Source organism: Komagataeibacter xylinus, assembly GCF_004302915.1.
In the GTDB taxonomy this organism is placed as follows: Bacteria; Pseudomonadota; Alphaproteobacteria; order Acetobacterales; family Acetobacteraceae; genus Komagataeibacter; species Komagataeibacter xylinus_C.
Genome location: NZ_QQBI01000009.1, coordinates 1 through 16,777, shown reverse-complemented (window position 1 = coordinate 16,777; position 16,777 = coordinate 1). Strand labels below are relative to the sequence as shown.

Genomic DNA, 16,777 nt, shown 5'->3' with positions numbered 1-16,777 from the left:
AATGTCTGGACAGCGGCGCGTTGTCGTAACCGGTATGGGTATGGTCAGCCCACTCGGACTGGGTGTTGAGCGCAACTGGTCGCGTATCGTGGCCGGAGAGAACGGCTTTGGCCGCATCTCATCGTTCGACGCCTCTGACCTGCCCGCGCAGGTTGCGGGCGAAGTGCCCGCAGGGCCTACGGAAAGTGGCGGCCTGACCCTTTCGGACTGGGTGCCCGTCAAGGACCAGAAAAAGATGGACCGCTTCATCCATCTCGGTCTTGTCGCGGCCACCGAGGCGGTCGAGGATTCAGGCTGGAAGCCGGAATCGGAAGAGGATCGCTGCCGCACCGGCGTCATGATCGGCTCTGGCATCGGCGGTCTTCAGACCATCTACGAGGCATCCGTGACGGTAAAGGAAGGCCGGGCCCGCAGGCTTTCGCCTTTCTTCATCCCGTCCGCCCTGATCAACCTGGTCTCGGGGCATGTCTCGATCAAATACGGATTCAAGGGGCCGAACCATTCGGTCGTGACCGCCTGCGCCACCGGCGTGCACGCCATTGGCGATGCCGCCCGCATGATCATGCTCGGCGATGCCGACGTGATGGTGGCCGGTGGGGCCGAGGCCGCCGTGTGCCCGCTGGGCATTGCGGGGTTCTGCTCGGCCAAGGCGCTGTCTACCCACTTCAATGACACGCCGGAAAAAGCCTCCCGCCCGTGGGACCGTGACCGCGATGGTTTCGTGATGGGTGAGGGCGCCGGTATCGTGGTGCTGGAAGAATATGAGCACGCGAAAGCGCGCGGCGCCAAAATCTACGCTGAGGTGATCGGCTATGGCATGTCGGGGGATGCGCACCACATCACGGCGCCTGCCGCAGGCCATGAAGGCGCGTTCCGCGCCATGCAGAACGCCGTGCGCAGCGCGGGCCTGACCACGGCTGACATTCAGTACGTCAACGCCCATGGCACCTCCACCATGGCCGATGACCTTGAGCTTGATGCCGTCGAGCGCCTGTTTGGCGATGATGCGCGCAAGCTGGCCATGTCTTCCACCAAATCGGCCACGGGGCACCTGCTGGGTGCAGCAGGCGCGGTCGAGGCGATCTATTCCATCCTCGCCATTCGCGACAATGTGGCCCCGCCCACGCTCAACCTCGACAATCCCTCACGCGAGAGCGTGATCGACCGGGTGGCGCATACGGCGCAGGAGCGCAAGATCGACACCATCCTGTCCAACAGCTTCGGCTTTGGGGGCACCAACGCCAGCGTCATCCTGCGCGGCGTGTAGGACCGGGGCGCCCAAGGGCGCCCCTTTTCATTTCAGGCATAGGGCGAAGGAGCGGGCGTGCGCAGGGTTCTGGCGGTATGTGGGCTGGCATTTCTCGTGCTGGTGCTGTCAGGCCTTGGCACCCTGTTCATGGGCGTGCGGCAGTACAATGCCCCCGGCCCGCTGGCTGAGCAGCGCACGCTGGTCGTGCCCCATGGCGGAACCGGGCAGGTCCTGGCCAGCCTGCAGGCTGCGGGCATTGTCGAGCAGGGCTGGCTTGCGCAGAAGGTGTTCGAGGCCGCTACCGTGCTGACACGCGTTGATGGCGCTTTTCATGCCGCCGAACTGGTCTTTCCCGCCCATGCCTCCATCCATCAGGTGCTGCTGGTGCTGCGGCATGGCAAGCCGGTCGTGCACAGGCTGACCGTGCCGGAGGGGCTCTCCGCCATCCAGATCGCCAACCTGCTGGAACACGCGCCCTTTATGGATGGCAGCTTTCCTTTCCCCGATGAGGGGTCGGTCATGCCGCTCACCTATGATTATGAATGGGGCATGCCACGCGCGCAGATGCTGGCGCGCATGCAGCATGCCATGGACCGCGCCATCGATCAGGCATGGGAAAGCCGCGTGGTGGATCCGGCCATCGTCAACCGTCACGACCTGCTGGTGCTGGCCTCCATGATCGAGCGTGAAACGGCCATTGCATCCGAACGCCCCATGGTGGCGCGCGTGTTCCTCAACCGCCTGCATCAGGGCATGCGGCTTCAGTCGGACCCGACCGTGGTCTATGGGCTGAACAAGGGGGCAGGGCCGCTGGGGCATGCGCTCTCGCATGCCGACCTGCAGCAGCCTACGGCTTACAATACGTACGTGATTGCTGGCGTGCCGCCGGGGCCGATCTGTTCGCCCGGCATGGCGGCCCTTTATGCCGCAGCCCATCCGGCTCAGGGCGACCAGCTTTATTTCGTGGCCAATGGACTGGGCGGGCATGATTTTACCAGCACGCTTGATGACCATAACCGTCATGTGGCGGCTTTCCGGGCCAGCAGGCGCGCAGCAGCGCAGGCCAGCCCAGGCACGAATGACTGAAAGCTTCAAAAGAAATGCCGCCTTTTAAAAAGGCGGCACCCGGACGTTTCTGTTACTGTGCAGGCAGGCTCTGGCTGCTCACCGAGCCAGAAGGCGCGGTTTCCATGGGCTGCTGGGGCTGCGTGGTGGGGGTGGTGGTCTGGCCGTTCTTGTCCGGGCGGCTTTGCGCGGCGGCCAGCACTTCGGTCAGGGCGGAGCGCAGAGGGTCGGCACCCGAGTTGTTCACCCGCATGGACACCACAATATCTTCCGGTCCTACAATCTGGTTGTAATAGGCGCGGTTGGCCGCACTGTTGACCCGCATCTTGGAGCCACCAAGGGCAGCGCCTGCAAACAGGCCCTTGGATTTCTGCACGCCCTTGATGGAGGTGTTGTGCTCGCCCGCCGTGCCGGCTTCCAGCCCGGAACCCGATGAGGCGAAGGAGGTGCCGACATCCGCACTGAGTTTCATCTGGCTGTCGAGCAGCGACTGCACGCCCTGATCTGTCATGACGAACAGCATTACCTGCACATCCTGCATGCCGAGCTGGAGGCCAAAATTGGCCGATGACATGCGGTAGAAGGCGGGATCAGACCAGGAGCCATGGGCATCACGCGTGAGGAATACGCAACCGCCACCACCGCCGCCAAAAGCGATCGACATGCGGAACACAGAGGGGCAGACAATCACGCCACGCGATTCGGCCAGGTAACGGGTAACCTTGCTGCCCGCCGTGGCGCCTGAGAACATGTCACGCACGGTCAGCGTGGCGCGGTCCACCAGGCTCTGTTCTTCTTCCATGCTGGCGGCCATCGCGGCGTGCAGCGGCATCATCAGGGCCAGCGTGGCGAGTGACGTCCTGATGAGATGAAACTTGTGCAAACCCATGCTCCCTTTCCGATTCGTCACGGCAGATCCACCAAAACGGTCCGTGCACTGGAGTGGTCTGTGTTCATGGCTGAATCATGGCTCTCAAGGCAAGCCTGCGTGGCATGATCCAGCCCTATATTGCCGTTATTTAAGGGAGACGCCCACCGCCTGCGACAGGGCATCGGCAATGCCGGGGGCGGCGGCCAGGATATGGATGCCATCCTCCAGCCCGCCATCGCGCAGGAAGGGCGAAACCTTCGCCCCTGCCTCCTCCAGAAGCACGAGGGCGGCGGCCACATCCCACAGGTTGATGCGAATTTCCAGATAGCCGTCCTGCCGCCCGCAGGCGACCTCGGCCAGGGCAATGGCGCCCGACCCGCCTGAGCGCGGCATGGCGCCAAGATTCAGGATGGCGTCGATCTTTTCCTGGAACACGCCCGGCGGCACGCGGTTGCTCCAGCCCATCTCGATCAGGGAGGTGGCGGGGTCGGTCACGGGAGAGGCCTGGATGCGCGCGCCGTTAAGGAATGCGCCATGCCCCTTTACCGCCGTATAGGTCTCGCCCAGCATCGGGGCCTCGATAATGCCGGCCACGGGGGTGTCGCCATCCATCAGGCCAAGCGAGATGCACCAGCGGTTGCGCCCGCGCGCGTAGTTGGAGGTGCCGTCGATCGGGTCCACCACCCAGCGCAGGCTGCCGGTGCGGGTGCGGCCTTCTTCCTCGCCCTGAAAGCCATCCTCGGGGAACAGCATGCCGATTCGCCCGGAGATGAAGGCCTCTACCGCGCCATCGGTTTCGGTCAGCCAGTCCTGCGCGCTTTTCTGGGTGCCCTTGGGGCCGCCGGGGGCGGGGCGCATCTTCATGGCAAGGGCGGCGGCATCGCGCACGACGGAGCGGGCGGCTTCAAAACGGGTCAGGATGGCCTGTGACATGGGTAACCTTTCTTGTGGAATACTCTATTCTACACGTAACGCCGTTTTCACCGCATGTTCCACCTGCGGCATGTCCACCCGGCCCAGCCGTTCGGCAGCCTGCATGGCGAACTGTAGCGTGAGCTTGCGCCTGCGCGCGGCGGCAAGCGGGCTGCGCTGCGGGTGGCGGATGATGGCGCAGTCCATGCAGGTGGCCGCCTGCATGGCGGCAGGGCGGGTGGCGGCAATCATCAGCCCGGCTGCCTGTGGCACGATGTGGCGGGGGAAGTCCTGGTTGACCGCGAAATAGAGCTGGTCGCACCATTGCAGGTAATCGGGCCATTTGTGGTCGGCACGAAAATCCGGCAGGCCGGACTTGATCTCGATGCACAAAAGGTCGCCCTGCGGTGTCAGGGCCATGATATCGGCCCGCCTGCGATCGGGCAGGACGAATTCATGCAGCACCGCCCACCCATGCATCCGGCACATCTGGCTGACACCCGTGCGGATGGCGGACTGGAGCTGTGGCGCGGATGGGCGGTGCATGGCGTAAGGCCGTGGGCCTCAGGTCGCGGGCAGGGGGGTGGAGGCGAGCAGGTGCGTGACCAGCTCAAGGTCGGCGGGCTTGTCCACATCCACGGCGGCGCGCCCGTTGGGCAGCTCGATCATGGCCACGCGTGCGTGTGAAAGCTGGCCGATGCGGCGGCATACATCCGCACGGGTCAGGCGGCGCAGCACAAAGCGCAGCAGGATGCCCAGGCCGAGTGTGCGCGCCATTTTAAGCGGGTTCTTGCGGTCGGCCTCGAGCTTCTGCCACAGCCGGATCACGCCGGCCGCCGCAGGCGTGCGGAACAGGAACATGTTGCAGCCCGAGAAGGCACCATCAGCCAGGCGGATCATGGTGCGCCTGGTGCCCGGCACATCACGCAGGATGTCGCGTTCCATCGCAATGCCCGCGGCCACGTCGGCCCCGCTTTCCTGTGCCTTCTGCACGAAGCTGCGCACCCAGGCGGGTTCGAGCAGGGCATGGTCGGCGGTGGTGACCAGCAGCGGCGTGCCCAGCGTGTCCAGCGCCTTCATCACGCTGGAACTCGGCCCGGACGCGGGGGGTATGAAGGTGACATTGTCAGGCACGATGCCCGCGAGCACCTCGGGGCGCTCGATGCAGATGGCGATCCTGCCAATGCCCTCGACCGACTGGAGCGCCGCGATGACCCGGCTGATCATGGGGCTGCCGCCAACCGGCAGTAGGGCCTTGTGCGAAATACCCGCCGCCTGCGCCATGGGGTCGGGCCGTCCCGGCCTGCTGCCGGCCAGGATGAGAACATTCAGCGCCATGCCCGTGCTCACGCCGCGTTCCGGGTGGTGTTGGCGCCATCGGGGCGGTCGCGCGGGGGGGAGCCGGTCTCTTCCATCACCCAGGGGTAGCGATGGGCTTCCTCGATGTCATAGCCAAGGTTGAACACGGTGGGGCTGCGCGGGCAGCCGCGGGCATCGGGGTAGTAGCTGTGGAAGATGCGGTCGGCCACGAAGCTGGTGATGCCGTAATTGCCGTTCTCGTTATGGAAGTGATGCAGCACGTGGCGCTGCTTCATCAACTGGATCCAGCGCATGCGCGGCTTGTAGTTCAGGTGCTGGATGCAGTGGAAGAATTCATAGATGCACGTAATGGTCAGCCCCGCGCCAAAGGCGGCACCCGAACCCGCCAGCCCGCCAATGGCGTAGCCGATGGGAATGGTGACGATGGCAATGGTGGGAATGGTGTTGAGCGGCGAGCCGAACAGCACGTCCAGCAGGTGGGGGTCCTGGTGGTGATCGAAGTGGATGCGCTTCCACAGGGAGGCGCTCCATTTCATGCGGTAGAGGAACCGGCCGTGGAGGATGAAGCGATGGATGCCATACCAGACCAGCGGGTAGACCAGCACCACCGCCGCGATGCTGATGGCGACCGGCACGAACGACGTGTAGGCGTACACCATGACCGCGTAGCTGGCGATGGCCAGCACGAAATACAGGAGGATGGTGGGGTAGGTGAGGTAGGCAATCCAGAGCTGGGACAGGTTCATCTTGCCCAGGTCGAAGCTGCGGCCTGTGCGGATGGAACTGTTCTTCAGGGTATTTGTAATCATCGCTCTTCGATCCTCAGTAGCACGGTGATGACGCCAAGGATGAAAATCAGGATCCCGACGAATATCGCCATAAGCGAGGGCAATGTTCCCGCATTGCCAAGCGCGCGGAGCAGCCCCTGGAACACGACAAACAGCAGGCCCGCGCCGAGGCACCATATGGGTAACCAGCTGCGCGTGCCAGCCCGGGGGGGGATATAGACCACCGGCACGGCGAGTAACAGCATTACCGCGAACGTGACCGGTAACATGATGCGTCCCAGTATTTCGGTTATGAAAAACGAGGACGACTGGCTGGAAGGCATGGTGTCGTTCTGCTCGGCCAGCATGGTGCCGATGGACTGGGTGAAACTGACGGTAATCTGCATCAGGTAGCCCGGCGTGAGCGTGTCGGGCCAGTCAAGGCGCACGGGCTGCTCGGGCGTGTCGAGCAGGTCGACGCGGGTCGGGCTGATCACGCTCAGCACGCGCGTGGGCGTGCCATACCAGTGGCCATGCATGTAATGCACGTCCTTCAGGGTCGTGACCTTTTCCAGCAGGCTCTGGTGGTCGCGGTGGTAGACCGTGACACCGTCAAGCGCCTCCCCCCCGCGGGAAAGGTAGTTGATGTTGATCAGGTCATCGCGCGCGCGCAGCCAGTAGTTGTGCGATACCGTCGCGGCGTCGGGTGTCGTGGCGTTCCACCATTGGGCGAGGTGCTGCTCCGAGCGCGGCGTGATCTGGTCATTGACCATCCCGCACAGCACGCCAAGGCCGATGATGGTGGGCAGGAACAGCTTGATCAGCCCCGGCGTGGACAGGCCGGCCGCCCGCATGATCGAGATTTCGTTCGATGTGGTCAGCTGCAGCAGGGTGAGCAGCGCGCCAATCAGCACGGCGATGGGCATGGCATTGCCGAACAGGAGCGGCAGGTGCATGACCGCGTAGTACAGCACCCCGGACAGGCCAAGGTGGCGGTGCATGATTTCGGTCACCTGCTCCAGCAGGGCCAGGATTTCCATCAGCGCCACGACGATGATGGCCGTGGTGAACACCTTGGCCAGCAGCTCGCGTGAAAGATACCCGAGCAGGACCGTGCCGCTGGCCAGGCGCAGGCGGAGCCTCATGCCTCTTTTTCCTGCATGCGTCGCGGCAGGCCATCCGCCGAGAGCTGCCGTGGCGGCAGGCTTGGCCCCGGCGAGAGCAGGGTGCGCAGGCCGCCCGCCTGCCGGATCAGCATGCCCACGCACACCCCGGCGAAAATGACAGTGGGTAGCCAGATGACCAGCAGCGGGGACATGTGCATGTTGGCGACGAAGCTCATGCCCATCTGCAGCGTGTGGTCAAAGCTGACCAGCGTGATGGCGGCAATGGCCAGGCCTGGATTGCCCTTCTGGCGCTTGCGCACGCCCGCGAGCGCGCAGGCCAGGATGGGTATGAACGGGATGGAGGCCGTGCGCGCTAGGCGGAAGTGCAGCTCGGCCAGCATGTAGGACGGGCTGATGCCGGGATAGCCGTGGCGGATGCCGTAATACAGCTCGGGCACGGTCAGTTCGCGTTCCGTCTCGCCGCGTTTGCGATAGGCTTCATCATCAAGCTTGGCCTCACCGGAGATGAGGCGGGTCGTGCGGGTAAAGCCGGTGATGGTGGGGGACTTGTCGTGCGTGTCGGTCACGATGGTGCCGTTGACGAGGTCAAGCCGCATGCGCGAGCCGTCGGCAGGATTGTACAGGTAGCCCTTCTGCGCGGTAATGTAGCGCACGCGCGTCTTGTCCGAATTGTCGCGGATGAAGACGTGGAACAGCCGCGAACCTGCATGGTCCACGTTCTCGGCCGTGAGCATGATGTCATCGGATATGGCGAACATCCTGGATTGCAGGTGCGGCGTCCAGCCCGCATGGCTGGCGAAATAGAAGGCCGAGCGGTAGTCATAGCGCGCGTAAGGCTGGATGAAGCCATAAAGCGAGAAGGCCAGCACGCCAAAGACCGCCCCCGTCAGCACGAAAGGCTGGCAGATGCGGAAGATCGAGACCCCGCTGGCCGTCAGGGCATCGATTTCATGGTTGGCGCTCATGCGCCGGATAATGGAAAACACGCTTACGCACATGGCCGCCGGCAGCGCGAGCCCCAGGTAATGGGGGATCAGGTCGCTGAGCAGGCCGAAAAATGTCTTCATGGAGCTGCCATTGGCAGCCAGCATGTTGAACAGCACCAAAAGCCGCTCCAGCAGCAGGGCGGACATGACCACGCCCAGTGCGATGGAAAACGGCGGCACGACCTGCCGCAGCAGGTAGCGGTCCATGGTGTTGGGACGCAGCTTGGCCAGAATCCCGTGCTGTAAAGACATGCGGCTCATCTAGGCGTGCTTATATCCGAAAAACGATACGGGGGAGGACTCATTCAAAAATAGTTTCCTGCGTTGTACCCATTACGCCCCCCGCCGGAAAGAAACGCCTTGTAACACCAAGCGTATATCCCCCGTCGCGTGGCGTGATGGCAATCCGGTTCCATGCCGCCGCATGCAGCGGGTCATGCGCGCGTGCCGATGCCGATGCAATGCCCAGTACCGGCACGGCACCAGCAGGGCCAGGCAGGGAAGACAGGGTGGAGGTATGGATATGGCCATGGAGTACCATCTCCGCGCCTTCGCGTGCAATGCTATGGGCGAAATGCTGGGGATCCCTGAGCGCCTTGCGGGCCGTGGCGAGGCCCGGTACGGGCGGATGGTGAATCATAACAATGCGGCACAGCCCCTGCCTGCCTGTTTCGTGCAGTATTGTGGCCAGGCGCGCGGCCTGGCGCGCGCCCACGCGGCCCGTCGCCCGGAACCACGGCGTTGGCACCGCCGAACTCACCCCGATCAGCGCAACCGGGCCCACCCGGCGCACGAACGGAAAAGGGAGTGCGCCCATCCAGGGCTGCCACAGCCCTACGGTCTGCTGCCAGTTATCATGCACAAGGGTGTCATGATTTCCCGGTATGACTGTGCATGGCGCGGGCATCTGTTCAAGCCAGCGCAGGGCGTGGCGGCATTCTCCCGGCAGGCCCATGTTGGTCAGGTCGCCGGTCAGCGCGATCATGTTCACATGGGCGCTGCCGATATCGGCCATCACGCGGGCCAGAATTTCCGGGCGGTGCAGGAAACGGCGGCGCCGCTTCCATGAAAGGTGGCTGAACAGGCGCTTGTTCAGCTTCTCGCGCAGCCGCGGGGGCGACATTTCCGTCGGCAGGTGCGGGTCGGAAAGATGGGCTATGGTGATGGTGTTCAAGCTGCTGTCTTTCCCTGCATCAGGCCGGTCAGCAACCGGGCCGGGCCGTGTTATGCCTGCCGGTGTGGTGATGCGTTCCATCGTTTCGTGCCTTGCAATAGAAGGCAGATGGTTGCTTATGGCCTGTAAGTCAAATTTCAGACAGGGATGGAATCATCAGTGACCGGACGTTTTGCGCTTGTTTATAACCCGCGCAGCCGGCGGAACATGGGCGACAAGAGTTCGTATGCCCCGATGGCCCGTAGCCTTCTGGGAGAGAATTTCATTGATCCGGCCGACCGTTCCCTTCTTGATGCCGCAATCGCGCAGCTGGCCGCGCGCGACATGGGCTGTATCGTGGTCGATGGGGGGGATGGCACGGTCAGCGATGTGCTGACCGCCATCCATCGCCATTACGCGCCCGCGCGTTTTCCTGCCCTTGCCATCCTGCCTTCGGGCAATACCAACCTGATCGCGGGTGACGTGGGCTTTGGCCTGCGCGGGCAGAAAGCACTTGACCGGCTGCTCAGCCTTGCTGCCGCCGGTACGCTGCGGGGGAAGGTGCGCAGGCGCTGCGGGCTTGTGGTTGAATGGCCCGAGGCCGAGGGCAAGCCTGCGGTCGTGGGCATGTTCCATGGGGCAGCCGCCTTTACGCGCGGTATCGAACTGGCCCACCAGCCCGCCATCTTGAACAATTACTCCCATGAAATGGCGGTTGTCGTCTCGTTCCTGTCTTCGGTCGCGCATCTGTTCACGCGGCGCTCGCGGCAGGAATGGATGCGGGGCAACCCCATTACGCTCAAGGCGGGTGCGCGCTCCGTGCGGCATGGAAACTGCTTCCTGTTCCTGTCCAGCACGCTCCAGCGCCTGCCGCACGGCATATGGCCGTTCTGGAACGTGGCGGGCGGTCGCTCCGATGTGATCAATTACCTGCATGTGGCAGGCCAGCCCTCGCGCCTTGCGGCTGCTGCCTGGGCGCTGTTGCGGGGGCGGCACCCGGCCTGGCTGCGGCATAATCCGGATTACTGCAGCGGTTGCGAGGAGCGGATTGAAATGGCGCTTGAATCCGACTTCGTGCTCGATGGGGAAGTCTTTTCCCCCGGCGCGTCTGGCCGGATCGTGCTGTCCGCCACGGCACCCATCGATTTCATTCACGCCTGAGGAATGCTGACCATGGCCGATCCTTCCAGCCGCCTTGCCGCGGCAGGCCGCATTGCCCATACGCTGGCCAGTGAACTGGTCCAGCCGGTTCCGGCCTTTGTCACGCAGTTCGTATGCGATCTGCTGGGGCCAGCGCAGCCGCTGGGCGTGCTCTTTTACGGCTCCGTGCTGCGCGAACCTGACCCCGATGGCGTGCTGGACTTTTATGTCATCGTGGAGCGGCTGGAGGATTGGGGCGCAGGCTACTTCGCGCGTGAGGCCAATCGCCTGCTGCCACCCAATGTGGAATATCACGAGATTCCCGTTGGCGGCCGTATCATCCGCGCCAAGGTCGCCATCCTGTCGATTGCCCAGTTCCGGCGCATGACGGGGCGGGCCACGCTGGATACCACCATCTGGGCGCGGTTCTGCCAGCCGGTCAGGCTGGTCTGGGTGCGCGGGCCGGAGGCGGCCGACGCCATACTGGGCTGCCTGGTGCGCGCCATGGGGCAGGCCGGGCGCTGGGCGGCAGCGCTTGGCCCTGAACAGGGCACGGCGGATGAATTCTGGCTAGCGCTGTTCGCGCATACTTATGGCGCGGAATTGCGGGTGGAAAACGGGCGCAGGCCATCTGCCCTGCTTGAGGGGCGCGAGGCGCGTTATCGTGCCCTGCTGCCTGATATATGGCTGGCTGATGGCCTGCCGTTCTCACGAGAGGGGGATCGCCTTGCCCCACGCCTGACACCACAACTGCGGCGCAGCATGCATGAAGGCTGGTGGCTGCGCGGGCGGCTGGGGCGGGTGCTCAATGTCAGCCGCCTGTTCAAGGGCGCTTTCACGTTTGAAGGGGGCGCGCGCTATATCGCCTGGAAGATCAGGCGGCATTCCGGTATTGAACTGCCGCTCGGGCCATTTTCCGAGCGGCATCCGCTGATCTGCCTGCCGTATCTGTTATGGAAGCTCCGGCAGGCAGGGTTCTTCAGGCGGCGCGGTTGAGCCCAAGTTCGCGCGCGACTGTCGCGAAGACATCAACAGCCTTGTCAATTTCCGCAGGCGTATGCGTGGCCATGACGGAGGTGCGCAGCAGCGGGTGCTGGTCCGGCGTTGCGGGCGGCAGGCTGAGATTGACGTAAACCCCAAGGTCGAGCAGCCGGTTCCAGAATGCCACGGCAACCGCCACGTCATCCAGAATGACCGATACGACCGGGCTCGCCTGCGGGCCGGTGCGCAGGCCCGCCGCCTGGAGGCCCGCATGCAGCCTGCGGGCGTTGTCCATCAGGCGGATGCGCAGTTCGGGGTGGTTTTCCAGTTCCGTCAGGGCTGCCATGGTCGCGGCAATGACTTCCGGCGGCAGGGAGGCCGTGAACATGTAAGGCCGCGAGCACAGGCGGATCAGGTCCAGCCCTGCATGGTTGGAGACACAGTAGCCCCCCACCGTGCCCAGGCTTTTGGAGAAGGTGCCGACCACGAAGTCCACATCATCTTCCACGCCATCGGCTTCGGCCACGCCACGCCCATGCTTGCCCATCACGCCAACGGAGTGGGCCTCATCGGCCAGCAGCCAGGCCCCGGTCTCGCGCTTGACGGCAGCGAATTCCGCCATGGGCACCACATCGCCCATCATGGAATAGATGCCTTCAACCACAACAAGCTTCGCACCCGGCGTGCCCTCGAGGCGGCGCAGGCGCTTGTGCAGGTCATCGGCATCGTTATGGCGGAAGCGGATCACCTGCGCATGGCCAAGGCGGCTGCCATCATAGATGCTGGCATGGCTGTCGGCATCAAGCAGCAGGTAGTCATCCTTGCCCGCAAGGGCGGAAATGGTGCCAAGATTGGCCTGATAGCCCGTGGAGAACACCATACAGTGCCTGCGCCGGAAGAAGGCGCAAAGCCGTTCCTCCAGCTGGCGGTGCAGACCCTGCGTGCCATTGGCAATGCGCGAGCCGGTCGTGCCCACGCCATAGGCTTCTGCCGCGGCGACCGCAGCCTTGATCGCGGCGGGGGACTGGCTCAGCCCCAGGTAGTTATTGGTGCCGAACAGCAGCGTCTCGCGCCCTTCGATCAGCCCCACCGTTGAGGAAATGGGCTTTTCGATCACGACATCGAAGGGGTTGCGGCCGCCGCCAGCGGTTACGGATGCGAGGGCGGAGGCCAGGCCTTCATATTTGGAAAAAATCGACATGATGCGTCAGGAAGCCTGCTTGAGGGAAACAATGCAGGCAGCCAGGTCATCAATGGTGCGGATATCGGCCAGCCGGTCAAGCGGCACGGAAACATCAAGGGTATCCTCGATTTCCATGACGAAATTCATGACGGCCAGTGAATCAAAGGCCAGATCTTCAACGATCTTGCTGCTGCCATTGATATCACGGGGAACCTTGGGGTTCGCCAGCAGCGTCTTCACGATCAGCGCGGAGACGCTCGCTACCGTTTCACTCATTCCTACATCCTTATGGCATGTCCGGCCTGCCAGGGGCAGCGGATCAGCATGAATGGTCGCCCCGCGCATGTGGCGGGGAGGGGACTGCAATCCGTCCCCTTATTGCAAAGCCTTATGCGCGAAAAACAGGTTTTTGGCCAGTCCTGCTTTCCATCCTGAACTGACGTGGCAAGGCCGATGGACGGCTTGCCAGACGGGTCAGACCACGGAAACGGAAGATGATGTTTCCAGCGGCTGGAACGCCCCCGAAAGCAGCATGGCCCGCGCCCGCGCCCGCGTCAGCTTGCCCGATGAGGTCTGCGGCAGGGTATGGGGCGGCACCAGGATGATGGACACATCAACCCCATGCTGCCGCCGGAACAGGCTGGCCGTTTCGGTTTTCAGCGTTTCACGGGCCTCAGGCGAGGTGGCGCGGCACTGCACGAGGGCCACGATCTTCTCGCCTTCATCCTCATCAACCGAGAATACGGCCACGTCACGGCTGCGCAGGGTGCTGATTTCGGTCTCGGCCGACCATTCCAGATCCTGCGGCCAGATGTTGCGGCCGTTGATGATGATCAGGTCCTTGGCGCGCCCGGTAATGACAACCTGCCCGTTGAGCATGTAGCCAAGGTCGCCGGTATTGAGCCAGCCCTCGGCATCGACCACGCGGGCGGTTTCCTGCGGGCGGCGGAAGTAGCCCTGCATCAGGCTCGGGCCGCGCACGTAGACGGTGCCGATCTCGCGGTCGCCAAGCACATGGCCCTGCGCGTCACGGACCTCGAGCTCGTGCTGCGGCAGCACTTCACCGCACAGCACGAAGGTGCGCAGTGCGCGGGCCGGATCGTTGGAGGGCACGGCCTTGCCCTGCGTTTCAAGCGCGCGCAGATCGATCGTATCGGTGCAGATGCCCGCGCCGAGCGGGGCGAAACTGATGGCCAGCGTGGCCTCCGCCATGCCGTAGCTGGCGGTAAAGGCCCCGCTGTCAAACCCGGCGGATGCGAAGCGCTGGGCGAAATCCTCAAGGATATGGTAGCGGATCATGTCGCCGCCAATGCCCGCCACGCGCCACGAGGAGAGGTCAAGCTCGATCGAGGTGGCGCGACGTGCGCACAGTTCATAGCCAAAGGAGGGGCTGTAGGAGATCGTGCCGCGATTGCGGCTGATCAGGTCCAGCCATACATGGGGGCGGCGGGCGAACTCACGCGTGGGCAGCATGTCAACGCTGAGCTGGCAGGTCATGGGCGTTAATAAAAAACCAACGAGTCCCATGTCATGATAGAGCGGCAGCCACGACACGCAGCGATCGCCGGTTTCACGCACCTTGAGTCCATTGAGCGCAATGGCATGCGCATTGGCCATGCCCGAGCGCTGGGTTACGGCAATGCCCATGGGGAAACGCGTGCTGCCCGAGGAAAACTGCAGGTAGGACAGGTCATCCGGTCCGACCGGGGGCAGGGTTTCAACCGTAATGGGCGTTTGCAGCAGTTCGGCTGGCGTGCCGGAGAACTTCAGGTCCAGCCCGCTGGTGATCTCGTCCGTCCATGAAGCGATGATCGAGGCAATGACCACGGCCGATGCCGCAGCCCCCTCGATCATGCCGCGCAGGGTGGCGACATACCCTTCGCGCCCGCCGAAGGCGACGGGCAGCGGCAGGGGGGCAGGCACCAGCCCGGCATACTGGCAGCCAAAGAAAATGCGGGCGAAGTCACCATCGCTTTCCGCCACGATGGCGACGCGGTCGCCCGGCACCAGCCCCAGTGACAGCAGGCGCCTGCCGGTCTCGATCGCCTGTTCGCGCAACGTGCTGTAAGGCAGCGTTTCGAGCAGGACGCCCTTGCCGGAATAGATATTGAAGCCGCTCTTGCCCTGGGCGGCATAGTCCAGCGCAGCCGGGAACGACGAAAAATCGCCGTAACGACGGGGCAGACCAGAATCGGAGGGGGTCGGGAGGCTTATCATTTCCGGTAATTTGACTTCCACAGACGTATCTTGAAACGGCGAATGGGCGGTGTTCAACCAATTACCCTCAAAAAGTCAATAATCGATTTCGCGCCTCTGGCCGCCGTATCTGCCGGCGGCTCAAACCCGAATGTGTCGCGTATATACTCTTTTTGCCGATCAAGGAAATTTGCATGTGACAGGAAAGCATTGTCAAGGTCATTGCCTGTCGCCTCCACATTTTCCACAACGGGGCCAAGGGTCCAGCTCTCATAATTGGGGTCTCCGCGCCACGCGGTCCGGTGCGCGTTGAGGAACAGGCATGGGCGCGGTTTGATAAGGAATTCACTAACCTGGCTGCTGACATCGCCCAGATAGAGATCGGCGGCCATGGTATAGGTCATATCGACGCTTTTATCGCTGCCAAGGTCAATGATCATATGGGGGCACCGGGTAAAGGGCGCCAGCATTTCCATACTTTTCTCACGATTGGTATCGAAAAGCCGGTAATGCGGGGCAAAGATGAGATTGTATTTTTCCTGCTGCGCAAAATATTCCAGCAATTTCATGCCAAATCGTGGCCATGATGACAGGCTGCGACTGAAGTGCGGGTTATAGAGCACCGTGGGGCGCCCATTATCAAAAAGCGGGCGCGCCTGAATATGGAGCCGGCGCACCATGTCAAATTTGGCATAGATTCCAGTGGTATAGTGCCCATCGCGCAGCGTGCCCGCGTGGAGCAGCCGTTCTTCAACCTTATGGCCTGCCATTAGGATATAGTCGAATTTCCGCACATCATTGGTAAAGCCGATGGCCCGGTCTCCCGCGCCATGCCGGGTCCAGATGAGGCGGGGATTATGGACCCCCATCTTGCGTAAATAGAGCGATGTACGCTCAGGAATCACAATGGCCTGAAACTTGTTGAAATAATTTCTGTTCAGAAAAAGCACGGCCAGTTTGCTCAGGGGGGTCGGCCCATGCTCCTTTATATGATCACGGATCCACTCGGGCATGGCCAATGTATCAAAGGTAACGGAAGACTCCGGATAGAGGTGCGAAAGCTGGCGCAGGCGTGCGGCACGTTCCTCTGTCAGGCTGGCAATATGAACCCGAACATCTTTGTACAGGCGCGCCATTTCCAACGCGATCGGGAGCGAATGGAATTCCTGGTGCGGCTGGGCAATATACGGGAAAAGGATATGATGCACTTAAAGTAAGCCTGGCAGCGCGCTTAAAAACAAGATGACATAGTTCTATCCCTATTTGCCCACCCAACAAGGAAGGTTTTGCAGGATAGCATACCTGGTTGCCAATAAGGGTGTGACATTTAATGAAATCTGCCTTGCGATAAATCAATTCGAAGCGGAATGAAACGATGAACGCTTCGACCATATATATAAGCCGTTCCCATGCTTGATGATTAGGAAGCCGCTGGCGACCTGATCGGCCTCAGGAAATTGCGTTCGTCGCTCGGGCTGTCACGCTGATTGCGAAAGCTAATTGCCTGTTTTGGCCCATGCGCCAGATATCCGATGTCATGGCCACGACACCGGCTTTACGGAAAGGAGGGGCTTGCCCCTCCTTTTTTCATATAATTTTCATTCTGGTGCATTTTTTTTGGTGCGGATTGTGAATGTTATGTGTGTTTTATGGCTGAATACCGTGTTTTTTCCGGGTTTTTGGCGTGGCGTTGACAGGGGGGGCTAATATCCGTAAAAGCCCCTTCACCGGACGGCGATGCTGCTCCGGCGGGTTCTTTGACAAGAGAATAGAGAGAGTATCTGGAAGGGATATGCTGGCGGCGCGATTGTTGTCTTTAGGGATGAT

17 protein-coding genes are annotated in these 16,777 nt (G+C 62.5%); 4 read left to right on the top strand and 13 right to left on the bottom strand.

Translation table 11 applies throughout. The annotated features are described in order from the left end of the window. Position 1: 1 nt before the first annotated feature. Together fabF and mltG are read left to right on the top strand one after the other, a co-directional pair. Positions 2 to 1,267: a beta-ketoacyl-ACP synthase II gene (gene fabF / locus DV027_RS07680; protein WP_242621792.1), complete on the top strand. Its 1,266-nt coding sequence runs from the start codon at positions 2 to 4 to the stop codon at positions 1,265 to 1,267. Between the two features lie 57 nt (positions 1,268 to 1,324). Next, entirely contained in the window at positions 1,325 to 2,335 is a 1,011-nt protein-coding gene (mltG, locus tag DV027_RS07675; RefSeq protein ID WP_130731286.1) for an endolytic transglycosylase MltG, read from the top strand. Between the two features lie 52 nt (positions 2,336 to 2,387). On the opposite strand, the gene DV027_RS07670 is transcribed toward mltG, so the two are convergent. From DV027_RS07670 to DV027_RS07635, 8 genes are all read right to left on the bottom strand, one after another. Next, positions 2,388 to 3,203, bottom strand: coding sequence for a lipid-binding SYLF domain-containing protein (locus DV027_RS07670; RefSeq protein WP_207303448.1), 816 nt, complete (start codon positions 3,201 to 3,203; stop codon positions 2,388 to 2,390). A gap of 126 nt (positions 3,204 to 3,329) precedes the next feature. Next, the gene (locus DV027_RS07665; RefSeq protein ID WP_130731285.1) at positions 3,330 to 4,118 is read right to left on the bottom strand and encodes an inositol monophosphatase family protein; all 789 of its coding nucleotides are present in this window, start codon (positions 4,116 to 4,118) and stop codon (positions 3,330 to 3,332) included. 24 nt (positions 4,119 to 4,142) lie between these two features. Next, positions 4,143 to 4,643, bottom strand: coding sequence for an MmcB family DNA repair protein (locus tag DV027_RS07660; RefSeq protein ID WP_130731284.1), 501 nt, complete (start codon positions 4,641 to 4,643; stop codon positions 4,143 to 4,145). Between the two features lie 18 nt (positions 4,644 to 4,661). Continuing rightward, the gene (locus DV027_RS07655) at positions 4,662 to 5,435 is read right to left on the bottom strand and encodes a nucleotidyltransferase family protein (protein ID WP_130731366.1); all 774 of its coding nucleotides are present in this window, start codon (positions 5,433 to 5,435) and stop codon (positions 4,662 to 4,664) included. Positions 5,436 to 5,443: 8 nt separating this feature from the next. Continuing rightward, a complete protein-coding gene (locus tag DV027_RS07650) occupies positions 5,444 to 6,226 on the bottom strand; it encodes a sterol desaturase family protein (protein WP_130731283.1) in 783 nt (260 codons plus the stop codon). Continuing rightward, on the bottom strand, positions 6,223 to 7,329 hold the full coding sequence (locus tag DV027_RS07645; RefSeq protein ID WP_130731282.1) for an LptF/LptG family permease: 1,107 nt from the start codon (positions 7,327 to 7,329) through the stop codon (positions 6,223 to 6,225). The genes DV027_RS07650 and DV027_RS07645 overlap by 4 nt, the downstream gene beginning before the upstream one ends. Next, positions 7,326 to 8,558, bottom strand: coding sequence for an LptF/LptG family permease (locus DV027_RS07640; RefSeq protein ID WP_242621791.1), 1,233 nt, complete (start codon positions 8,556 to 8,558; stop codon positions 7,326 to 7,328). The genes DV027_RS07645 and DV027_RS07640 overlap by 4 nt, the downstream gene beginning before the upstream one ends. Positions 8,559 to 8,598: 40 nt before the next feature. After that, positions 8,599 to 9,552 carry a metallophosphoesterase family protein gene (locus tag DV027_RS07635; protein WP_242621790.1) on the bottom strand — a complete coding sequence of 318 codons (954 nt, stop codon included), beginning with the start codon at positions 9,550 to 9,552 and terminating at the stop codon, positions 8,599 to 8,601. 66 nt (positions 9,553 to 9,618) lie between these two features. Here DV027_RS07635 and DV027_RS07630 point away from each other — a divergent pair, with 66 nt between their 5' ends. Next, on the top strand, positions 9,619 to 10,611 hold the full coding sequence (locus DV027_RS07630) for a diacylglycerol/lipid kinase family protein (RefSeq protein ID WP_275100985.1): 993 nt from the start codon (positions 9,619 to 9,621) through the stop codon (positions 10,609 to 10,611). A 12-nt stretch (positions 10,612 to 10,623) separates the two neighbouring features. Beyond that, entirely contained in the window at positions 10,624 to 11,586 is a 963-nt protein-coding gene (locus DV027_RS07625) for a hypothetical protein (RefSeq protein WP_165399141.1), read from the top strand. Here the strand turns inward: DV027_RS07625 and spt are convergent. From spt to DV027_RS17720, 5 genes are all read right to left on the bottom strand, one after another. Then, on the bottom strand, positions 11,570 to 12,772 hold the full coding sequence (spt, locus tag DV027_RS07620) for a serine palmitoyltransferase (RefSeq protein ID WP_130731279.1): 1,203 nt from the start codon (positions 12,770 to 12,772) through the stop codon (positions 11,570 to 11,572). The genes DV027_RS07625 and spt overlap by 17 nt on opposite strands. A gap of 6 nt (positions 12,773 to 12,778) precedes the next feature. Next, positions 12,779 to 13,030, bottom strand: coding sequence for an acyl carrier protein (locus DV027_RS07615; RefSeq protein WP_007400085.1), 252 nt, complete (start codon positions 13,028 to 13,030; stop codon positions 12,779 to 12,781). Positions 13,031 to 13,228: 198 nt separating this feature from the next. Then, a complete protein-coding gene (locus DV027_RS07610) occupies positions 13,229 to 14,971 on the bottom strand; it encodes a fatty acyl-AMP ligase (protein WP_207303447.1) in 1,743 nt (580 codons plus the stop codon). 53 nt (positions 14,972 to 15,024) lie between these two features. Next, positions 15,025 to 16,158: a CDP-glycerol glycerophosphotransferase family protein gene (locus tag DV027_RS07605; RefSeq protein ID WP_130731277.1), complete on the bottom strand. Its 1,134-nt coding sequence runs from the start codon at positions 16,156 to 16,158 to the stop codon at positions 15,025 to 15,027. A gap of 439 nt (positions 16,159 to 16,597) precedes the next feature. Continuing rightward, a partial coding sequence (locus tag DV027_RS17720) for a hypothetical protein (protein ID WP_207303446.1) occupies positions 16,598 to 16,777 on the bottom strand: 180 nt, incomplete at its 5' end.

Bases quoted from the DNA above. Each gene is read 5' to 3' on its own strand.
- fabF (WP_242621792.1), top strand. From the start codon at position 2: ATGTCTGGACAGCGGCGCGTTGTCGTAACCGGTATGGGTATGGTCAGC.
- DV027_RS07670 (WP_207303448.1), bottom strand. From the start codon at position 3,203: ATGGGTTTGCACAAGTTTCATCTCATCAGGACGTCACTCGCCACGCTG.
- DV027_RS07665 (WP_130731285.1), bottom strand. From the start codon at position 4,118: ATGTCACAGGCCATCCTGACCCGTTTTGAAGCCGCCCGCTCCGTCGTG.
- DV027_RS07660 (WP_130731284.1), bottom strand. From the start codon at position 4,643: ATGCACCGCCCATCCGCGCCACAGCTCCAGTCCGCCATCCGCACGGGT.
- DV027_RS07655 (WP_130731366.1), bottom strand. From the start codon at position 5,435: ATGGCGCTGAATGTTCTCATCCTGGCCGGCAGCAGGCCGGGACGGCCC.
- DV027_RS07650 (WP_130731283.1), bottom strand. From the start codon at position 6,226: ATGATTACAAATACCCTGAAGAACAGTTCCATCCGCACAGGCCGCAGC.
- DV027_RS07645 (WP_130731282.1), bottom strand. From the start codon at position 7,329: ATGAGGCTCCGCCTGCGCCTGGCCAGCGGCACGGTCCTGCTCGGGTAT.
- DV027_RS07640 (WP_242621791.1), bottom strand. From the start codon at position 8,558: ATGAGCCGCATGTCTTTACAGCACGGGATTCTGGCCAAGCTGCGTCCC.
- DV027_RS07635 (WP_242621790.1), bottom strand. From the start codon at position 9,552: ATGGAACGCATCACCACACCGGCAGGCATAACACGGCCCGGCCCGGTT.
- DV027_RS07630 (WP_275100985.1), top strand. From the start codon at position 9,619: ATGGAATCATCAGTGACCGGACGTTTTGCGCTTGTTTATAACCCGCGC.
- DV027_RS07625 (WP_165399141.1), top strand. From the start codon at position 10,624: ATGGCCGATCCTTCCAGCCGCCTTGCCGCGGCAGGCCGCATTGCCCAT.
- spt (WP_130731279.1), bottom strand. From the start codon at position 12,772: ATGTCGATTTTTTCCAAATATGAAGGCCTGGCCTCCGCCCTCGCATCC.
- DV027_RS07615 (WP_007400085.1), bottom strand. From the start codon at position 13,030: ATGAGTGAAACGGTAGCGAGCGTCTCCGCGCTGATCGTGAAGACGCTG.
- DV027_RS07610 (WP_207303447.1), bottom strand. From the start codon at position 14,971: ATGATAAGCCTCCCGACCCCCTCCGATTCTGGTCTGCCCCGTCGTTAC.